This window comes from Sorangium sp. So ce385, assembly GCF_051474135.1.
GTDB lineage: Bacteria > Myxococcota_A > Polyangia > Polyangiales > Polyangiaceae > Sorangium > Sorangium cellulosum_D.
This window is the reverse complement of record NZ_CP150337.1, coordinates 2,347,412-2,363,341: the sequence shown is the minus strand read 5'-3', so window position 1 is coordinate 2,363,341 and position 15,930 is coordinate 2,347,412. Positions and strand designations below refer to the sequence as shown.

The 15,930-nt window shown below is 72.9% G+C and carries 14 protein-coding genes; 10 read left to right on the top strand and 4 right to left on the bottom strand.

The genetic code is table 11. The features are described 5' to 3' along the window. The first annotated feature begins 528 nt into the window (after positions 1-528). From tssC to WME83_RS08765, 3 genes are all read left to right on the top strand, one after another. Positions 529-2,001, top strand: coding sequence for a type VI secretion system contractile sheath large subunit (gene tssC, locus WME83_RS08775; RefSeq protein ID WP_437318808.1), 1,473 nt, complete (start codon positions 529-531; stop codon positions 1,999-2,001). A 141-nt stretch (positions 2,002-2,142) separates the two neighbouring features. Further along, a complete protein-coding gene (locus WME83_RS08770) occupies positions 2,143-4,257 on the top strand; it encodes a M13 family metallopeptidase (protein WP_437318807.1) in 2,115 nt (704 codons plus the stop codon). A 26-nt stretch (positions 4,258-4,283) separates the two neighbouring features. Next, a complete protein-coding gene (locus WME83_RS08765; protein ID WP_437318806.1) occupies positions 4,284-4,922 on the top strand; it encodes a glutathione S-transferase family protein in 639 nt (212 codons plus the stop codon). Positions 4,923-5,096: 174 nt separating this feature from the next. On the opposite strand, the gene ggt is transcribed toward WME83_RS08765, so the two are convergent. Then, entirely contained in the window at positions 5,097-7,004 is a 1,908-nt protein-coding gene (gene ggt / locus WME83_RS08760; RefSeq protein ID WP_437318805.1) for a gamma-glutamyltransferase, read from the bottom strand. A 201-nt stretch (positions 7,005-7,205) separates the two neighbouring features. Here ggt and WME83_RS08755 point away from each other — a divergent pair, with 201 nt between their 5' ends. After that, positions 7,206-7,592 (top strand): aminotransferase class V-fold PLP-dependent enzyme, encoded by a 387-nt coding sequence (locus tag WME83_RS08755; RefSeq protein ID WP_437318804.1) that lies wholly within the window; start codon positions 7,206-7,208, stop codon positions 7,590-7,592. A 109-nt stretch (positions 7,593-7,701) separates the two neighbouring features. Here the strand turns inward: WME83_RS08755 and WME83_RS08750 are convergent, their stop codons facing one another. Together WME83_RS08750 and WME83_RS08745 are read right to left on the bottom strand one after the other, a co-directional pair. Then, entirely contained in the window at positions 7,702-9,087 is a 1,386-nt protein-coding gene (locus tag WME83_RS08750) for a DUF2403 domain-containing lipoprotein (protein WP_437318803.1), read from the bottom strand. Then, positions 9,084-10,133, bottom strand: coding sequence for a lipoyl protein ligase domain-containing protein (locus WME83_RS08745; protein ID WP_437318802.1), 1,050 nt, complete (start codon positions 10,131-10,133; stop codon positions 9,084-9,086). The genes WME83_RS08750 and WME83_RS08745 overlap by 4 nt, the downstream gene beginning before the upstream one ends. A 6-nt stretch (positions 10,134-10,139) precedes the next feature. Here WME83_RS08745 and WME83_RS08740 point away from each other — a divergent pair, with 6 nt between their 5' ends. The 3 genes from WME83_RS08740 (at position 10,140) to WME83_RS08730 (ending at position 13,063) form a co-directional block, all read left to right on the top strand. Beyond that, positions 10,140-11,081 (top strand): serine/threonine-protein kinase, encoded by a 942-nt coding sequence (locus WME83_RS08740; RefSeq protein ID WP_437318801.1) that lies wholly within the window; start codon positions 10,140-10,142, stop codon positions 11,079-11,081. A 39-nt stretch (positions 11,082-11,120) separates the two neighbouring features. Further along, positions 11,121-12,071, top strand: a complete 951-nt coding sequence (locus WME83_RS08735; RefSeq protein ID WP_437318800.1) for an AraC family transcriptional regulator N-terminal domain-containing protein — start codon at positions 11,121-11,123, stop codon at positions 12,069-12,071. Positions 12,072-12,151: 80 nt separating this feature from the next. Beyond that, positions 12,152-13,063 carry an SDR family oxidoreductase gene (locus tag WME83_RS08730; RefSeq protein ID WP_437318799.1) on the top strand — a complete coding sequence of 304 codons (912 nt, stop codon included), beginning with the start codon at positions 12,152-12,154 and terminating at the stop codon, positions 13,061-13,063. A 28-nt stretch (positions 13,064-13,091) separates the two neighbouring features. Here WME83_RS08730 and WME83_RS08725 read toward each other — a convergent pair whose 3' ends face one another. Beyond that, positions 13,092-13,673 (bottom strand): arsinothricin resistance N-acetyltransferase ArsN1 family B, encoded by a 582-nt coding sequence (locus tag WME83_RS08725; protein WP_437318798.1) that lies wholly within the window; start codon positions 13,671-13,673, stop codon positions 13,092-13,094. Between WME83_RS08725 and WME83_RS08720 the strand changes: the two genes are divergently transcribed. The 3 genes from WME83_RS08720 (at position 13,672) to WME83_RS08710 (ending at position 15,909) form a co-directional block, all read left to right on the top strand. Beyond that, complete coding sequence (locus WME83_RS08720; RefSeq protein WP_437318797.1) at positions 13,672-14,667, top strand: LysR family transcriptional regulator; 996 nt, start codon at positions 13,672-13,674, stop codon at positions 14,665-14,667. The two genes, WME83_RS08725 and WME83_RS08720, sit on opposite strands and share 2 nt — an antisense overlap. 95 nt (positions 14,668-14,762) lie before the next feature. Continuing rightward, complete coding sequence (locus WME83_RS08715) at positions 14,763-15,161, top strand: VOC family protein (RefSeq protein WP_437321978.1); 399 nt, start codon at positions 14,763-14,765, stop codon at positions 15,159-15,161. A 28-nt stretch (positions 15,162-15,189) separates the two neighbouring features. Continuing rightward, a complete protein-coding gene (locus WME83_RS08710) occupies positions 15,190-15,909 on the top strand; it encodes a CPBP family intramembrane glutamic endopeptidase (RefSeq protein ID WP_437318796.1) in 720 nt (239 codons plus the stop codon). The last annotated feature ends 21 nt before the right edge of the window (positions 15,910-15,930 follow it).

The following is a 15,930-nucleotide window of genomic DNA, read 5'->3' as shown; positions in this document are numbered from 1 at the left end:
AGAGAGACAGAAGAAGCGCTCTGTCCCTCCGTGCTCCTGCGGCTGATCCCTGGTGTTCTTGGCTGTTCGGGACGCTAGCGACGCGCGATGTCGGCGCCGCGCGGCCACGGCCAGGACGGGCGACGTCGCGCGGGCGGCGGCGCCGGATCCGGGATTTTGGGAGGGCGCCTTCGAGCGAAGATCACTGCTTCCGCGACTTCCGTGAGAGCACCCACGCATGATTTGTAACACTGTAGTCTCTCGCTCGCCATGTACATTTCATGTCCAATCGAGACCTGACTTGCGTGCTGACGGAGCGCCCTGCGCTCTCACGCGCTGTTCTGTGATGTTCCGCGCTGTTCTGCGCTGTTCCGCACGGTTCCATACGGCCGCGCGCGGGCGTCCGAGGCGCGCCGCCGCGCCGTCGCGTCAGCGCGGGATCGGCGCGGGCAGATGGGGCGAGGCGCGCACGGGACCGCGCCGCGCCGGCCGCGGACGCCGGCGTGTCCGTCGCTTCCAGCCGGCGAGCGACCGTGGTAAATTTTGGACATGCAAGCGGGGCAGCACGAAGAGCCGGCGACGGAGAGCGGCGGCTCTCTGCTCGAGGAGATCCTGGCGGAGGCGGGGATCCCCCCGGCCAACGAGGCCTACCAGGACGTGAAGCGCGGCGTGGAGGCCGCGCTCGACAGGGTGGCCGGCCGGCCGGACGCCGGCCCGGCGCTCGACAACGCCCTCATCGACCTGTGGATCGCCGAGCTCGACCAGCGGCTGTCGCGCCAGATCGACGAGATCCTGCACCACCCGGTGTTCCAGCGGCTGGAGGCCGCGTGGCGCGGCCTCAAGTTCGCGGTCGATCGCATCGACTTCCGCGAGAACATCCGGATCGAGGTCCTCAACTGCTCGAAGGACGACCTGCTCGCGGATTTCGAGGACTCGTCCGAGATCGTGAGGAGCGGCCTTTACAAGATCGTCTATTCGTCGGAGTTCGGCTCCTTCGGCGGCAAGCCGTTCGCGGCGGTCATCTCGAACTACGAGTTCGGCCCCGGGCCCCAGGACATCGCGCTCCTCCAGAAGTGCGCGGCGGTCGCGACGATGGCGCACGCGCCCTTCCTCGCCGTCGCGGGCCCGCAGTTCTTCGGGCTCGCGGACTACCGGAAGGTGCCGCACCTCGGCGACATCAAGGCGCTCTTCGAGGGGCCGCAGTACGTGAAATACACCTCGTTCCGCGAGTCCGAGGACGCCCGCTACGTGGGCCTGCTCCTCCCCCGCTTCCTCCTGCGCCTGCCTTACGGGGCGAGCACCGTCCCGGTCCGGGCGTTCTCCTACGAGGAGGACGTCGTCGGCAACCACGCGGCGTATCTGTGGGGCGCGCCCACCTACGCGATGGCGACCCGGCTCGCCGAGAGCTTCGCGCGCCACCGCTGGTGCCTGCACATCATCGGCCCGCAGTCGGGCGGCACGGTCGAGGGGCTCACGCTCCACGAGTACGAGGCGCTCGGCGCCATCCAGACGAAGATCCCGACCGAGATCATGCTGACCGAGCGCCGCGAGTTCGAGCTCAGCGAGGAGGGCTTCATCGGCCTCACGTTCCGCAAGGACACGGACAACGCCTGCTTCTTCTCCGCGAACTCGGTGCAGAAGCCGAAGTTCTTCGGGCAGAGCGAGGAGGGGCGCGCCGCGGAGGTCAATTACCGGCTCGGCACGCAGCTGCCCTACGTGCTCCTCGTCAGCCGGCTCGCCCACTACCTCAAGGTGATGCAGCGGGAACAGATCGGCACGTGGAAGGAGCGCGGCGATCTCGAGCGCGAGCTGAACAGCTGGCTGAGCCAGTACGTCGCGGACATGGATGTCGTGTCGCCCGCCGTGCGCTCGCGCAGGCCGCTCCGCAGGGCGCGGACCACGGTGACCGAGGTGGAGGGGAGCGCGGGCTGGTACCGGGTGCACCTCGAGGTGCGCCCGCACCTCAAGTACATGGGGGCGTACTTCACCCTGAGCCTGATGGGGAAGCTCGACCGGGAGTGAGGCGCCCGCGCCTCGGACGACGGCGGCCGAGGCGGTGATGGGCCGGCCTGCGTCGCGGGCGCCGCGCGGCCGGCGGTCCTGTCCGCGCAGCGCGCGGTTCGTGCCTGTCCGCGCAGCGCGCTGTTCGTGGTAGAGCGCCGCATGCGCACGCAACGACCGCTCGCAGCCCCCCTCGCGATCACCCTGGCCCTCTCTGCGCTGCCGGCCTGCGGCCCGGCCGCGGGCCCGCCGCCGCCGCCCCCCTCGGCCGTGAAGGCGGCGGCCCCCCCGCCTGTGCCGCAGGGCCTCCCGATCGTCGAGACGAAGCTCGAGAGCGTCGGGCTCGACGAGGCCGCGCTCGACCGCTCGGCCAACCCCTGCGAGGACTTCTATCAGTTCGCCTGCGGCGGATGGCTGGCCAAGACGGAGATCCCGGGCGACGAGGCCATGTGGATGCGGAGCTTCAACGAGATCGAGCAGCGCAACGAGGCGGAGCTCCGGCGCATCCTCGAGGAGGCGGCGCAGGCCGGCGACCGGGATCCGGTGAGCAAGAAGATCGGGGCCTACTACGGCGCGTGCGTCGACGAGGCCGCGATCGAAGCCGCCGGCGCGAAGCCGATCGCGGATCTCCTCGCCAAGGCGCGGCGGGTGCGCGACCCGAAGAGCGTCGGGGCGCTCGTCACCGAGCTCCACAGCCGCCGCATCTGGGCGCTGTTCGACATCGCCTCTGCGCAGGACATGAAGGACGCGACGCGCGTCATCGCCCAGCTCGACCAGAACGGGCTCGGCCTGCCGGACCGCGACTACTACCTGAACGAGGACGACAAGTCGAAGGCGCTCCGCAAGACCTACGAAGAGCACGTCGCGCGGATGATGCGGCTCGCCGGGGCCCAGGAGGCCGCGGCGAAGGCGGCGGCGCTCGACGTGGTGCAGATCGAGACCGAGCTCGCGAAGATCTCGAAGACGCGGGTCGAGCGGCGGGACCCGAAGGGCCTGTACAACAAGATGGATCGGGCGGCGCTCGCGAAGGCGGCGCCGGATTTCCCCTGGGACGCGTACTTCCAGGGCCTCGGCCGCCCGGACATCAAGGAGGTGAACGTGACCTCCGTCCGGTTCTTCGAGGGGCTCTCGCGGCTGCTCAAGTCGGCGAAGCCCGCCGCGTGGCAGAATTACCTGGCGTGGCACGTGGTGCGCTCCCTCGCGCCCGCGCTGTCCAAGGCGTTCGTCGACGAGAGCTTCACGCTGCAAGCGGCGTTCACCGGGCAAAAGGAGGTCCGGCCGCGCTGGAAGCGCTGCGTCGACGCGACCGACAACGCGCTCGGCGAGCTGGTCGCGCAGCCGTTCGTCAAGACGAGCTTCTCCGGCGAGAGCAAGCCCGCGGCCGAGGCGATGGTGCGCCAGATCAGCGAGGCGTTCGGCCGCGAGGTGCGGGCGCTCGACTGGATGGATGAGGGCACGCGGCAGCGCGCGCTCGCCAAGCTCGGCGCGATGGCGTACCTCATCGGGTATCCCGACAAGTGGCGGACGTACGATTTCGAGGTCGATCCCAAGTCGTACGCGAAGAACGCGCTGGCGGCGCGCGCCTTCCACACGCGGTGGGAGCTCGGGAAGATCGACAAGCCGGTCGATCGCGACGAGTGGCAGATGAGCCCGCCCTCGGTGAACGCCTATTACGATCCGCAGCGCAACCACATGGTCTTCCCCGCCGGCATCCTGCAGCCGCCGTTTTACAGCGTGAAGTCGGGCGTGGCGGTGAACCTCGGCGGCATCGGCATGGTGGTCGGGCACGAGCTCACGCACGGGTTCGACGACGAGGGCTCGCAGTTCGACCAGAAGGGCAACCTGGAGGACTGGTGGTCGAAGGAGATCGCCGCGGCGTTCAAGGCGAAGACCGAGTGCGTCGAGGCGCAGTACTCGGGCTACGAGGCGCTGCCGGGGGTGAAGCTGAACGGCAAGCTGACGCTGGGCGAGAACATCGCGGATCTCGGGGGCCTCAAGCTCGCGTTCATGGCGTACCGCACGATGCGCAAGGGCGCGGCGGAGCAGACGGTCGCGGGCGGGTTCACCGAAGATCAGCAGTTCTTCCTGGCGCACGGGCAGGCGTGGTGCGGCAAGATGCGCGACGAGGCGCTCCGGCTGATGGTGCAGGTGAACCCGCACTCGCCGCCGCGGTTCCGCGTGAACGGGCCGCTCGCGAACCTGCCGCAGTTCGCCGAGGCGTTCAAGTGCGCGCCCGGCACGCCGATGCGGCCGGCGAAGATGTGCTCGGTCTGGTAGCCGCGTCCTTGGAGAGAGGAGGAACGATGATCCTGATTGGCCAGTACGACTCGCCGTTCGTGCGCCGCGTCGCCGTGGCGCTCCAGCATTACGGGCTCGCGTACGAGCACCGCCCGTGGTCGGTGTGGGCCGACGCGGAGTCCATCGCGAAGTACAACCCGCTCCGGCGCGTGCCCGTGCTCGTGACGGACAGCGGGGAGTCGCTCGTCGAGAGCGCGGCGATCCTCGACGCCCTCGACGACCTGGTGGGGCCCGATCGCGCGCTGCTGCCGCGCTCGGGCGAGGCGCGCCGCGCCGGGCTGCGGGTCTGCGCGCTCGCCACGGGCCTCGCCGACAAGGCGGTGAGCCTGCTCTACGAGCACGTGCTGCGCGCGAGCGACCGCCGCAGCCCGGTCTGGGTCGACCGGTGCGTCGCGCAGATCGAGGAGACGCTCGATCTCCTGGAGCGGGAGCGCGCCGCCCGGGGCGGCGACTTCTGGCTCGGCGCCTTCAGCCACGCCGACATCGCGGTCGGCTGCGCGCTGCGCTTCCTCGGCGAGGCGCACCCGGCCATCGCCGACGCGGCGAGGCGGCCGGCGCTGGCCGCGCACGCGGCCCGGTGCGAGGCGCTCCCGGCGTTCGCGGCGGTGGTCCAGCCCCTCCACGTGGCCGTGAAGGCCTCCTGACGCGCGACTGCTGCTGGAGCAACACCCCTACGGATCGCCTGTTGCTCCGTCAGCAGCCGGTCCTGGCGATGGCCCTCCGTCGATCCGACGGCTCCTGCCAGCGCCGCGGCGTCGGCCACCGAGGCCGAGCGCGCAGCATCGCCGACGTTCTACCGAGCCTTCAGCAGGCCGCGCCTACCGCGGCTGCTCGACCATCGCGCTCCCGCCGTGACGCCGGACCGGCTCGGCGACCGCGGTCACGGTGCCATTGCCGTGGAAGCGGAGGGCGGTGGCCGCGCCGATCTCACCGCCCAGCGTGGCCGCGTCGGCGAGGGCGTGGCCCAGGGACGCGAGCCCCTCGGCCTCGGGGGCGCTCAGGAACGCCGTCTCCGCGTCGGTCGCTCCGTCGCCGGAGTTGCGCTGCGAGAGGCGCGGCGCCGAGAGCGCCTCGTCGATGGGGAGGCCGAGGTCGATGTGATTCACGAGGATCTGCAGCACCGTGGTGATGATCGTGGACCCGCCCGGAGAGCCGAGCGCGAGCGCGGGCTTCCCGTCCTTGAGGACGATCGTCGGGCTCATGCTGCTGCGCGGGCGCTTGCCCGGCTCGGCCACGTTGGGGTGCGGCGAGCTCGGGTCGGGCGGGATGGTGAAGTCGGTGAGCTCGTTGTTCAGCAAGAAGCCATGGCCGGGGACCACGATCCCATTGCCGCCCTCGTACTCGATGGTGCACGTATAGGACACGATGTTGCCGGCGGCGTCGCTGACGGTGATGTGGGTGGTCTCGTTGTCGTCCGCGTCCTTCGGGCCAGCGCTCCCGCCCTTCGCCGCCCGGGCGCGGCCCGGCGCGGGGCTCGGATCGCGCTGGAACGCGTAGGGGTCGCCCGGCTCCGCCGCGGCGGAAGGCGCCGCCGCGAGGTCGATCAGGGCGCGCCGTGAATCGGCGTAGTCCTTCGAGAGCAGCCCCTTCACGGGGGCGTCCACGAACTCGGGATCGCCGAGGAAGGCGCCGCGATCGGCGAACGCGAGCCGAGAGGCGCCGAGGTAGCGGTGGAGCACCTCGACCTGCGTGAGGGTCGCCATGTCGTAGCCCTCGAGCAGGTTGAGCGCCTCTGCGACCGCGATCCCGCCGCTGCTCGGGAGGCCGACGCCGTAGATGGTGTAATCCCGGTACGTGGTCGAGAGCGCCGGGCGGACGCGGGTCTCGTAGCCCCGGAGGTCGGAGAGCTCGAGCACCCCGGCGCGGACGTCGAGCGCGCTCCCGGGCTCGACCGGCGGCTCTTTCACCGCGGCGACGATGGCCGCGGCGACCTGTCCTTCATAGAAGGCCTTCTCTCCCCCCTCGGCGATGAGGCGGTAGGTGGCGGCGAGGTCCGGGTTCTTGAAGAGGGTGCCGACGGGCCACGGCTTTGCGTCGGGCCCCAGAAAGAGCGCCTTCGTGCTCGCGATCGCCTGGAAGCGCGAGAGGTTCCGCTGGGTCTGATCGAAGAAGGTCTCGTCGACGTCGAACCCCGCCTCCGCGACCTGGATGGCCCGCTGGAGCGCGTCCCCGAGCCCGAGGGTGCCATAGCGGCGGAGCGCGTCGCTCCAGCCCCGCACGGTGCCGGGAACGCCGACCGACAGGCCGCTGGTGACGAGCTCGTCGAACGGCACGGGGGCGCCGTCTTCGTAATAGAGCCGCGCCTCGAGCCGCGACGGCGCCGTCTCGCGGTGATCGAGGGCAATCACCTCGTCCCCGTCGGCGAGGTAGATGAGCATGAAGCCGCCGCCGCCGATGCCGCAGGAGAACGGATCGGTCACGCCCAGCACGCCCGCCGCGGCGACCGCGGCGTCGACGGCGTTGCCGCCTCGCTTCAGGACCTCGATGGCGGCCAGCGTGCCGCGGAGATCGACCGTCGCCGCCGCCCCGCGCTGCCCGGTCGCCGTCGGCGCGATCTTCGGGAGCTGCGCGAAGAGATCTCCCTCGGCGCCGCCCCCTGATGCGTCCGGCACCGCGCCCGCGTCGCCCCGATCGGCACCGCCGGCGCCGACCGGAGCGACCTTTTCGTTCGGGCTGCAGGCGGCGCAGAGGAGGACGAGGCCGACGAGGGGAGTTGTGTTCTTCATGGCTTCTCTCGCGATGAGCGCCGGGCGCGGGGCGCGCTGGGGCGTCCTGCCTCACGCGGCGACAGCGGCCGTGAGGGTCTGTTCAGGAGCTGCGATGTGGAGCTCGCCGTCTCCCGGAAATCGCAATGCAATCGCCGTACCGGTGCCCACGGCCGGCCCGCGAGCGCCCGCGGCCGGCCCACGATCGAGCGGACCGCCGCGATGTCGCGCAGGCCGGTCGCCGCCGCGCTGAGCGCCGAGCACGGCATCGGCGTCCGCGACGGCTCGTTCTGCGCGCACCCGCTCATGAGCGCGCTCGCCGGGGCGCGCGCGCCCGAGGCGCCGGGAGGCGCGGCGGTGCCCGGCGCGGTGCGCGTGAGCTTCGGCGTCGGCACCCGCAGGGCGGACATCGATCGATTCCTCGGCGCGATATCCGATCTCGTCGTCCGGGGTCCCCGCGCTCGTTATCGCCTCGACGCCGGGCGGTACGTCCCCGAGCCGGATCCGCGCCCCCGCCCTGCGCTGGCCGGGCTCCTCGCCGGGGGCACGGCCGGCGCCATGCACGGGCTCCTGGCGAGCCACCTGGCGCCGTGCCAGTGGCCGACCTGAGGCCGGCAGCGCCCCGACGGACGTCACCGTGCTTTGCCCGGGCCGGCGCGGCCCGGCGAGGGATTGCCGATATCCCCCGCCGGCCTGCGCTCGGGCGCCTGCGCGCCCCTCAGCGCTCGGGGAGCCGCAGCGCGGCGAGCCGATCCATCGACGCCTGACTCACCTCTTCCGGCAAACCGGGGAAGATCTCCGAGGCGCTCGCCGGGATCGCCGCGGGGTGCACGATGCCCACCTGGACCGTGCGCTTCGCCTCGTCGAGCAGGATGAAGAAGAACCGGTCGTCGAGGGGACGCCGCCACACCGGGCAGCCTCCGCCCGGGTCCTCGGCGTCGAGGACGGCGCCGGCGTCGAGCGCGGCCTGTCCGCAGGCGTCCAGCAGATCTGCGGTGTCGGGGAACGACGCGACGTCGCAGCGCTGCTTGCCGCAGACGCTCCCGCCCAGGTGGCCGACCTGGTACGAGCGGAGCCCGGTGCTGAGGAGTTCCCGGTTGCCGTACTCGAGCCCTTCGGCCTCGGACACCGTCTCGAAGACGTTGATCTCCCCGCAGCCGTCCCCCACGCCGGGGTCGGTGTTCGCATAGCAATGGCACGGGTGATACTTGCCCCAGCCGTCGCGCATCAGCTCCGACGCCGAGAACCCGACCCACGGCGCGTCGGTCCAGCCGTCGCTCGGGCCGTCGGCGCAGCTGAGCGGCGCGAGCGCCGGATCGTCCGCGTAGGGCATCGACGCGAGCAGCACCACGAGCTTCGAGCCCTCCCAGCCGTGGTAGCTCACGTCGGGCCCGCCGGCGGGGCAGTACGGATCGCTGCCCGGCCCGCAGGGGAAAGGCGCGTCGCGCATCGCATACCAGTGGCATGCATTGCCCAGATCGCCGGTGAACGCGCCCGCGCCGTCCGGCCCGGTGAGCTTGAGATCCGTGAGCGCCTGCGGCGCGCGGCGATCCCAGAACGAGCGGCGCACCCAGCGATCGCCGGCGCCTCCGGGCTGGTAGACGGCGAGCTGCTTGGCGCGGAGCGGCCCTCGCAAGATGAGGGTCATCTGCTCGTTGAAGGGCGAGAGCGACGCGCTGGTGACCTCGTGGCGCGTACGGCAGCAGAACTCGTCGCCCCAGGAGAAGTTGAGCGTCGTCGATTCGACGTCGCAGCGCGGGTCGCCCGGCTCCGCCTCGATGCGGCGACCCCAGTAGCCGGGCGCGCCGATGTTCTGGAACGTCATCGTTCCTCCGCGGGTCACCGGGCCGACATTCTCCGTCGGATAGGGATCTCCGCCCGGCGCTCCCCCGCTCCCTGCGCCGGCTCCTCCGGTCCCCGCGCCAGCTCCGCCGGTCCCCGCGGCGGCTCCGGTCCCCGCGGCGGCTCCGGTGCCGCCGTTCTCGCCGTGAGCGCCGCCGCTCCCGCCCGGCGTCCCGCCTCCGCCCCCGCAACCGGCCGCCGCCAGGGCGAGCCCGAGCGCGGCCGCCGTCCCGAAGAGATCCCGTTCGACTCGCCTCTTCATGCGCTGCCTCCGTGCCCCCCAGGACCTCGATCATCGCGAACAGCCGCTCCCGCCGAAAGCGCGCGCTGCGCGAGCGCGCGGAGGTCGGAGGCGCTCGCCCCCTCGAGCGGCGCGGTCCCGGCGTCCAGGGGCGCAGCGGCCTCGCCGCGGCCGAGCTCCTCCAGGAGCCAGCGCCCCGTGAGGACGTCGCCGCCGAGCCATGCCTGCGCCGGCGCCTCGCCGAGCGCCGCGGCCTCGATCCAGCCGATGGGCACGCGCGCGACCACGGCGGCGCCGGCGCCCGGCGGCGCCGGATCGTCGGGCGCGGTGATGGGCAGGAAGGGCCCTTCGGCGAGCTCCGGCGCCTCGCCGCCGTCGACGAGCGGGAGCGCCGCGCGGAGGGCGACCGCCTCGACCACGGCCTGCGCGAGCGCCTCGAGCGAGCTCCGCGCCGGGAGGACCTCGGCCAGCGCCGCCGGCGCCTTGCCCAGCCAGCGGTCGACGGCGCGCTCGTCGGGCGCCGCGAGCTCCGCGGGGACCGCGAGCGGCGCGTCGTGGCCGGCGAAGACCTCGATGAGGACCGCGCCGTCCCGCGCGGCCTCGACGCCGAGCAGCGCGGCGGGGCGGTGCTGCAGCGCGATCCACTCGCGCCCGCCGTAGTGCGCGGGCGCGCCGGCGCGGGCGAAGCCCTTGAGGAAGCCGCGCACGTTGCGGTTGAGGAGCGTCCGGGCCGTGGCGTCGGGCGCGAGCGCGGCCACGTGCGGCAACGCCAGGGTCCAGACGACGCCGCGCCCGCCGAGGAAGGCGGCGGTGCCGGTCGTGGCGCGCCGCACGACCGGCACGCCGCGCGCCGCGCAGGCCGCGAGGTCGACCACGCGCGCGGCGCGCTGCAGCGCCCCGAGCACCACGGCGGGGCCGTCGACGAGGCTCGCGGCGAGCCATGGGCCCTCCGGCGCCGCGCGGGCGCGCTCGAGCAGCGCCGGGCCGAGCGCGAGCGCGCCCGCGAGGGGGCGATGGGCGGGCGGGAGGGAGCGCATGGCCCCGCGGGGCGGCGCCGGTGTTACCATCGCCCCATGTTGACCGAAGAGGAGCTGGCAGAGCAGCGCGTCGGCACGCGGATCGGCCCGTGGGCGGTGGAGCGCGTCCTTGGGGTCGGCGGCATGGCGAGCGTCTTCTTCGGCCGCCGCGCCGACGGGTGCGTGGCGGCGGTCAAGGTCCTGCACGCCGAGCTCGCCAGCATCGACGAGGTGCGCAAGCGGTTCCTGCGCGAGGGGCCGATCGGGAACGCGCTGGCCGCCGTGGCGCCGCTCTGCGAGGGGCTCCCCCAGGTGCTGGAGTCCGGGGCCACCGACGACGGCGTGGTCTACATGGCCATGGAGATGCTCGAGGGAGAGACCGTGTTCGACCGCATGGTCCGGCACGGGACGCTCCCCGTCGGCCAGGTGATCGCGCTCGCCGAGCGCGTCCTCGACGTGCTGATCGTGGCGCACGAGCACGGCATCGTTCACCGCGATCTCAAGCCCGAGAACCTGCACATCGGCAACGACGGGCGCTTGCGGGTGCTCGATTTCGGCCTCGCGCGCGTGCTCGACCCGCTGCTCGAGGACGTCGCGGGCGTGCCCGAGATGACGAAGACGAGCACCGGCGTGTCGATCGGCACCGACGATTACATGGCGCCGGAGCAGGCCCTGGGCCTCATCCGCGAGATCGACGGCCGGACCGACCTGTTCGGCCTCGGCGCGACGATGTTCCGCCTGCTCGCGGGGCGCACGATCCACGGCAACCTGGACGAGGCGCGCCTGCTCATCGCCGTCGCGACCGAGAAGGCGCCACCGCTCGCGCAGCACGCCCCCACGGCGCCGCCGGGCCTGTGCGCCGTGGTGGACCGCGCCCTCGCCTTCCTCAAGCAGGAGCGGTACCCCGACGCGCGGACGATGCGGGGCGACCTCGCCGCGGTGCGCACCGGGCGCGAGCCGCCGTATGCGACGGCGGCGGCGGCGAGGGGGCGGGCGTAGCGCCCTGGTGAGCTGCGCGGCGCGGGGTACGCTGGCAGCATGCTGCGAAGATCCAACGCTCGGCTCCGGCACGGGGCCGAGGGCGCGTCTACCGCAGGCGGCCTCCGTGCGGCGCCGGCCGGCGAGCGCTCGGCGCTCATCGCCTGCTACGCGGAAGCGGAAGGCTGCACGGACGCGGCGTTTCCCGGCCTGAGGTTCGTCCGCGCATCGCGCCCGACGACCTGTCAAATCCTGCATGCCCTCGGTCCGGCGCTCACCGTGGTTGGTCAAGGCAGGACGACCGCGCGGTTCGACGAGGTCGAGCTCGAGGTCGACGCCTCGCGCTATGCCGTCGTGGCGAGGGACGCGGCGTTCGAAGAGGCGATAACGGAGGTCGACAGCGCCTCTCCGTACCTCGCCATGAGCCTCGAGATTCCGCCGGACGCGATCGCCAGGATGCTGCTCGCGCTGGCCGACGCGGACGCCGGGCCTGCGGCCGAGGCGGCTCCCGCCGTCGTCTCGGACCTCGACACGCCGATCGAGGACGCCGTCGTCCGGCTGCTCCGCGCGATCCGCGACCCGGTGGAGCGCCGGATCGTCGCGCCCCTGGCGTTCGAGGAGCTCGTCTTTCGCCTGCTCCGCTCGGAGGCCGCCGCGATGGTTCGAGGCGCCGTGGGGCGCGACCGCGACGCGGACAAGATCCAGGCGGCGATGCGCTTCCTCCGCGCGAACGTCGAGCGGCCGCTGTCCGTGGAGGAGGTGGCGCGGCACGTCGCCATGAGCACGTCGCATTTCGCGCATCGATTCCGCGCCGTCGCCCGCGTCTCTCCGATGCGCTACCTGAAGCAGCTGCGCCTCCAGCATGCGCGCGCCCTCCTGCTCTCGGGCCTGCGCGCGAGCGAGGCGGCGCAGCGCGCCGGGTACGAGAGCGCCTCGCACTTCACCCGCGACTTCAAGCGCCGCTTCGGCGCCGCGCCGGGCAATTACGCGGAGCGCTTCCGGAAGCCGTAAGGCGCCGGACCGCAGGATCCGGCAAGAGAAGCGCAGCTCTCGCCCTGCCCCACCCCCGGGCGCGACCATAGACTCCCGCCATGATCATCCTCACCGGCGCCACGGGGCACCTCGGCTCGTCCGTCCTCAAGCACATCCTCACGCTGGTCCCCCCCTCCGAGATCATCGTCTCCTTGCACAACCGCCGGGCTCGCGCAGCGCTCGAGAAGGCGGGAGTGCAGGTGAGGTCGGGAGACTATACCGACCCCAGATCCCTGGAAGACGCGTTTCGCGGTGGAGACAAGCTGCTGATCGTCTCTCATCCGTCCTTCTCCGACGACCTGCGGATCACCTCGCACAAGAACGCGATCGACGCAGCGGTGAAGGCGGGGGTGAGGCATGTCTACTACACCTCTCTCGCCTTCGGGCCAGAGAGCAAGGCAGCCGTGATGAGGGCGCACCTCGACACGGAGGCCTACCTGAGATCGCGCGGGGTCACCTACACGATCCTCCGAGAAGGCGTCTACATGGAGAGCTTCCCCGTCTTCCTCGGCTTCTTCGGCGCCGGGCACGACGAGGTGGTCGTGCCCGGCGACGGGGGGATCGCCTGGGCCGCGAGGGACGACCTCGGAGAGGCGACGGCGAGGATCGTCGCAGGCGGCGGATACGACGATGAGACGATAGCCCTCGTCGGGCCAAAGGCGTACACGCTGGAGCAGACGACCGCGCTCATCTCGTCCATCCTCGGCCGCGAGATACGGTTCTCGCGGGTGAGCCAGGACGAGTTCGTGCGGCGGAACGGCGCGAACGGAGATGTCGCGAGGTTCTGGGCATCGACGTATCCAGCGCTGGAGGCAGGCGAGGCGTCCCGCGTGGATCCGCTCCTGGGGGCGGTCCTCGGGCGACCGCCCGTGTCCTTCGCGTCGAGGTTGAGGGAGCTGCTCGAGCTCGAAGGGGAGCCGCGGAAGGAGATCTCCAGCTGGATCGACAACGGACGAGGGGCAGCGCGCTGAGCGCTGTCCGCGCCCGCCATGCCCGACCTCACGCCACCGCTCTGGGCCCGAGGATCGCCGCCCACGCCGGGTGCCCTGCCATCTCCGCCGGCGTCCGCGGCGGCGCGGGCGCGCCGTCGGGCGCGCGCAGGGCGAGCCGCCACCAGCCGACGTCGCGCCACGCGCCCTGCTTCCAGCCGACGTCGCGGTAGACGCCGACCGGCTCGAAGCCGAGCGCCTCGTGGAGGCCGACGCTGGCCGGGTTCGGCAGCGTGACGCCCGCGTGGGCGACGTAGAAGCCCTGCAGGCGCAGGAGCTCCAGCAGCGCGCGGTAGAGCGCGCGGCCGACCCCGGTGCGGTGGTGAGCGGCGTCGATGTACACACTCGTGTCGACCGACCACCGGTATGCCGCTCGCTCGCGGTGGCGCGCGCCATAGGCGTAGCCGACCACCGCGCCGTCGCGCTCGAGGACCAGCCACGGCGCGTGGGCGAGCACGCCCGCGATGCGCGCCGCCATCTCGTCCGCGGTCGGCGCCTCCAGCTCGAACGAGATCGGCCCCGAGACGCTCGGGGCGTAGATCGCCGCGATCGCCGCGGCGTCGCCGGCGTGGGCCATTCGTACGGTGTCCATGGCGGTGAACCTAACGGCGGCGCTACCATGCTTCAATGCAATCGAAGCAATGGTTCGCATCGACATCATCGATGGGAGCGCCTCCGTGGACGTCGGCCAGCTGACCGCCTTCCTGCGCGTCGTGCGCGAGGGCAGCTTCACCCGCGCCGCGCGGACGCTGGGCATCGGCCAGCCGGCGGTGAGCGCGCGCATCGGCGCGCTCGAGGCCGAGGTCGGCGGCGCGCTGTTCACGCGCGGCCGGCGCGTCGCCCTGACGCCGCTCGGCGAGGGGTTCCTCCCGTTCGCGCGCCGCGCGACCGAGGTGCTCGCCGAGGGCCTCGAGGCCGCGCGGCTCTCGCGCACCGGACAGCGCGGCCGCGTGACGCTCGCCTCGCTCGGCTCCGTGGCCGCCGGGCTGGTCGGCCCCGCGCTCGCGACCGTGGCCGCCGCGCACCCGTCGCTCGATTGGCTGGTGCGCTCGGCCGACCACGAGGGCGTGCTCGCCATGCTGTTCGATGGCCTCGTCGAGCTCGGCGTCGTCGTGTGGCCGTGCCTCGACACCGGCGCTGCCGACCTGACCCGCCTGTTCCTCCTGCGCGAGCCGATCGTGCTCTCGGTCGCGCCGGGCCACCCGCTCGCCCGCCGCCGCCGCGTCGATCGCGACGACGTCGCGCGCCTCGGGCGCCCGTTCCTGCGCCTGCGCTGGTGGCGCACGCATCACCCCGAGGTCACCCGGCTCGCGGAGCGCGCCGGGGTGTCGATGGATGTGCCGATGGAGACCGCGCGGTACCTCGTCATGCGCGGCGCCGCCGTCGGCTTCTTCCCGACCACGTACATCGCCGACGACCTCGCCGAGCGAAGGCTGGTCGCCGTGCCCGTGCACGATCTCGCGCCGCTCACGCGCACCCTGGCGCTCGTGCGCGGCCGCCGGCCCGCGCCGCCGGCGCCGCCGACCGCCGCCGTGATCGCCGCCCTGCGCGAGCAGGCCCGGGCGCTCGGCATCCTGCGCGGGTGAGCGGCCGCGCGGCCCCCGTGCGCTCCCCGCTCGTGGCGGCCCGAGGATTGACGAAATACGTCGCGTGGCGCTAAGCACGACGGCGTACCCTCATGATCATCCACCACACCGGAATCGGCGTCTCCGACGTCGCCCGTTCGGCAGCGTTCTACGACGCCGTGCTCGGCGCGCTCGGTTATCGTCGGGTCATGCAGCTGCCGGAGGACACCGGCGCCGATGCCGTGGGTTACGGCGTCGACCATCCGGCGTTCTGGATCGACAGGTTTCACCCCCACAGCACACGGAACCACACCGCTTTCGCGGCGCGCAGCCGGGCGGAGGTCGACGCCTTTCATGCGGCGGCGTTGAGGTCGGGCGGCACCGACAACGGCCCGCCTGGGCTGCGCGATACCGCGGAAGGGTATCCGCCCGGCTACTACGCTGCGTTCGTGCTCGACCCGGACGGCAACAACATGGAGGCGCTCTTCATGGAGCGCGGCTCAGCGGCGCCTTAGCCCGCGACGGGCTCGCCTGGCTCCTGCCATGTCCGGCCCCACCCGCCCCGACACGCGCCGCGCCAGGGCAGCGCTGCAAGCCCTGGTCGTCGCCGCCGTACTGCTGGCGCTCCTCGCGCTCGGCGAGGCGACGCGCCCCGCCGCCCAGGCCCCCTCACCGCGCGACATCGCCCAGAGCGTCGCCGCCGGCGGCGGCATCTTGCTCGGCAGCGTCGCCGTCATGCTCGCCGTGTTCCGGGAGCGCTGGGCCACGCTCGGCTTCCGGCGCGAGGCGCCGGCCGCCGTGCTCGGCTGGGGCCTGTTCGGGCTGATCGCCAGCTACCTGCTCGCCGGCGCGGGGACAGTCGTCTATGGGCTGGCAGCGGGCGCCTCCCCGGAGCAGCTCGCCGCCGAGAAGACCGCCGCGCTCAGCGGCTTCTCCGAGCTTCCGCGGGCGCTCATCCTCCCGCTCGCGCTCTTCACCGGCACGTACGAAGAGCTGGTCTTCCGCGGCTTCTTCCTCTCGCGCCTGCGCGCCGCCCTGTCCCCGAACCCCCATGACCCCGCCGCCGCCGCCGGCGCCGTCGTGCTGACGTCGGCCCTGTTCGCGATCGGCCACTTCTATCAAGCCACGCTCGGCGTCGTGCAGACCTTCGCCATCGGCCTGGCGCTCGGGGCGCTCGCGGTGCGACGGGACAACGTGTGGCCGTGCGTCGTGGCGCACGCGGGCATCAACCTGATCGGGATGCTCGCGCTGCGGTTCGCTTGAAGCGGCGCCCCGCGGCGCGTT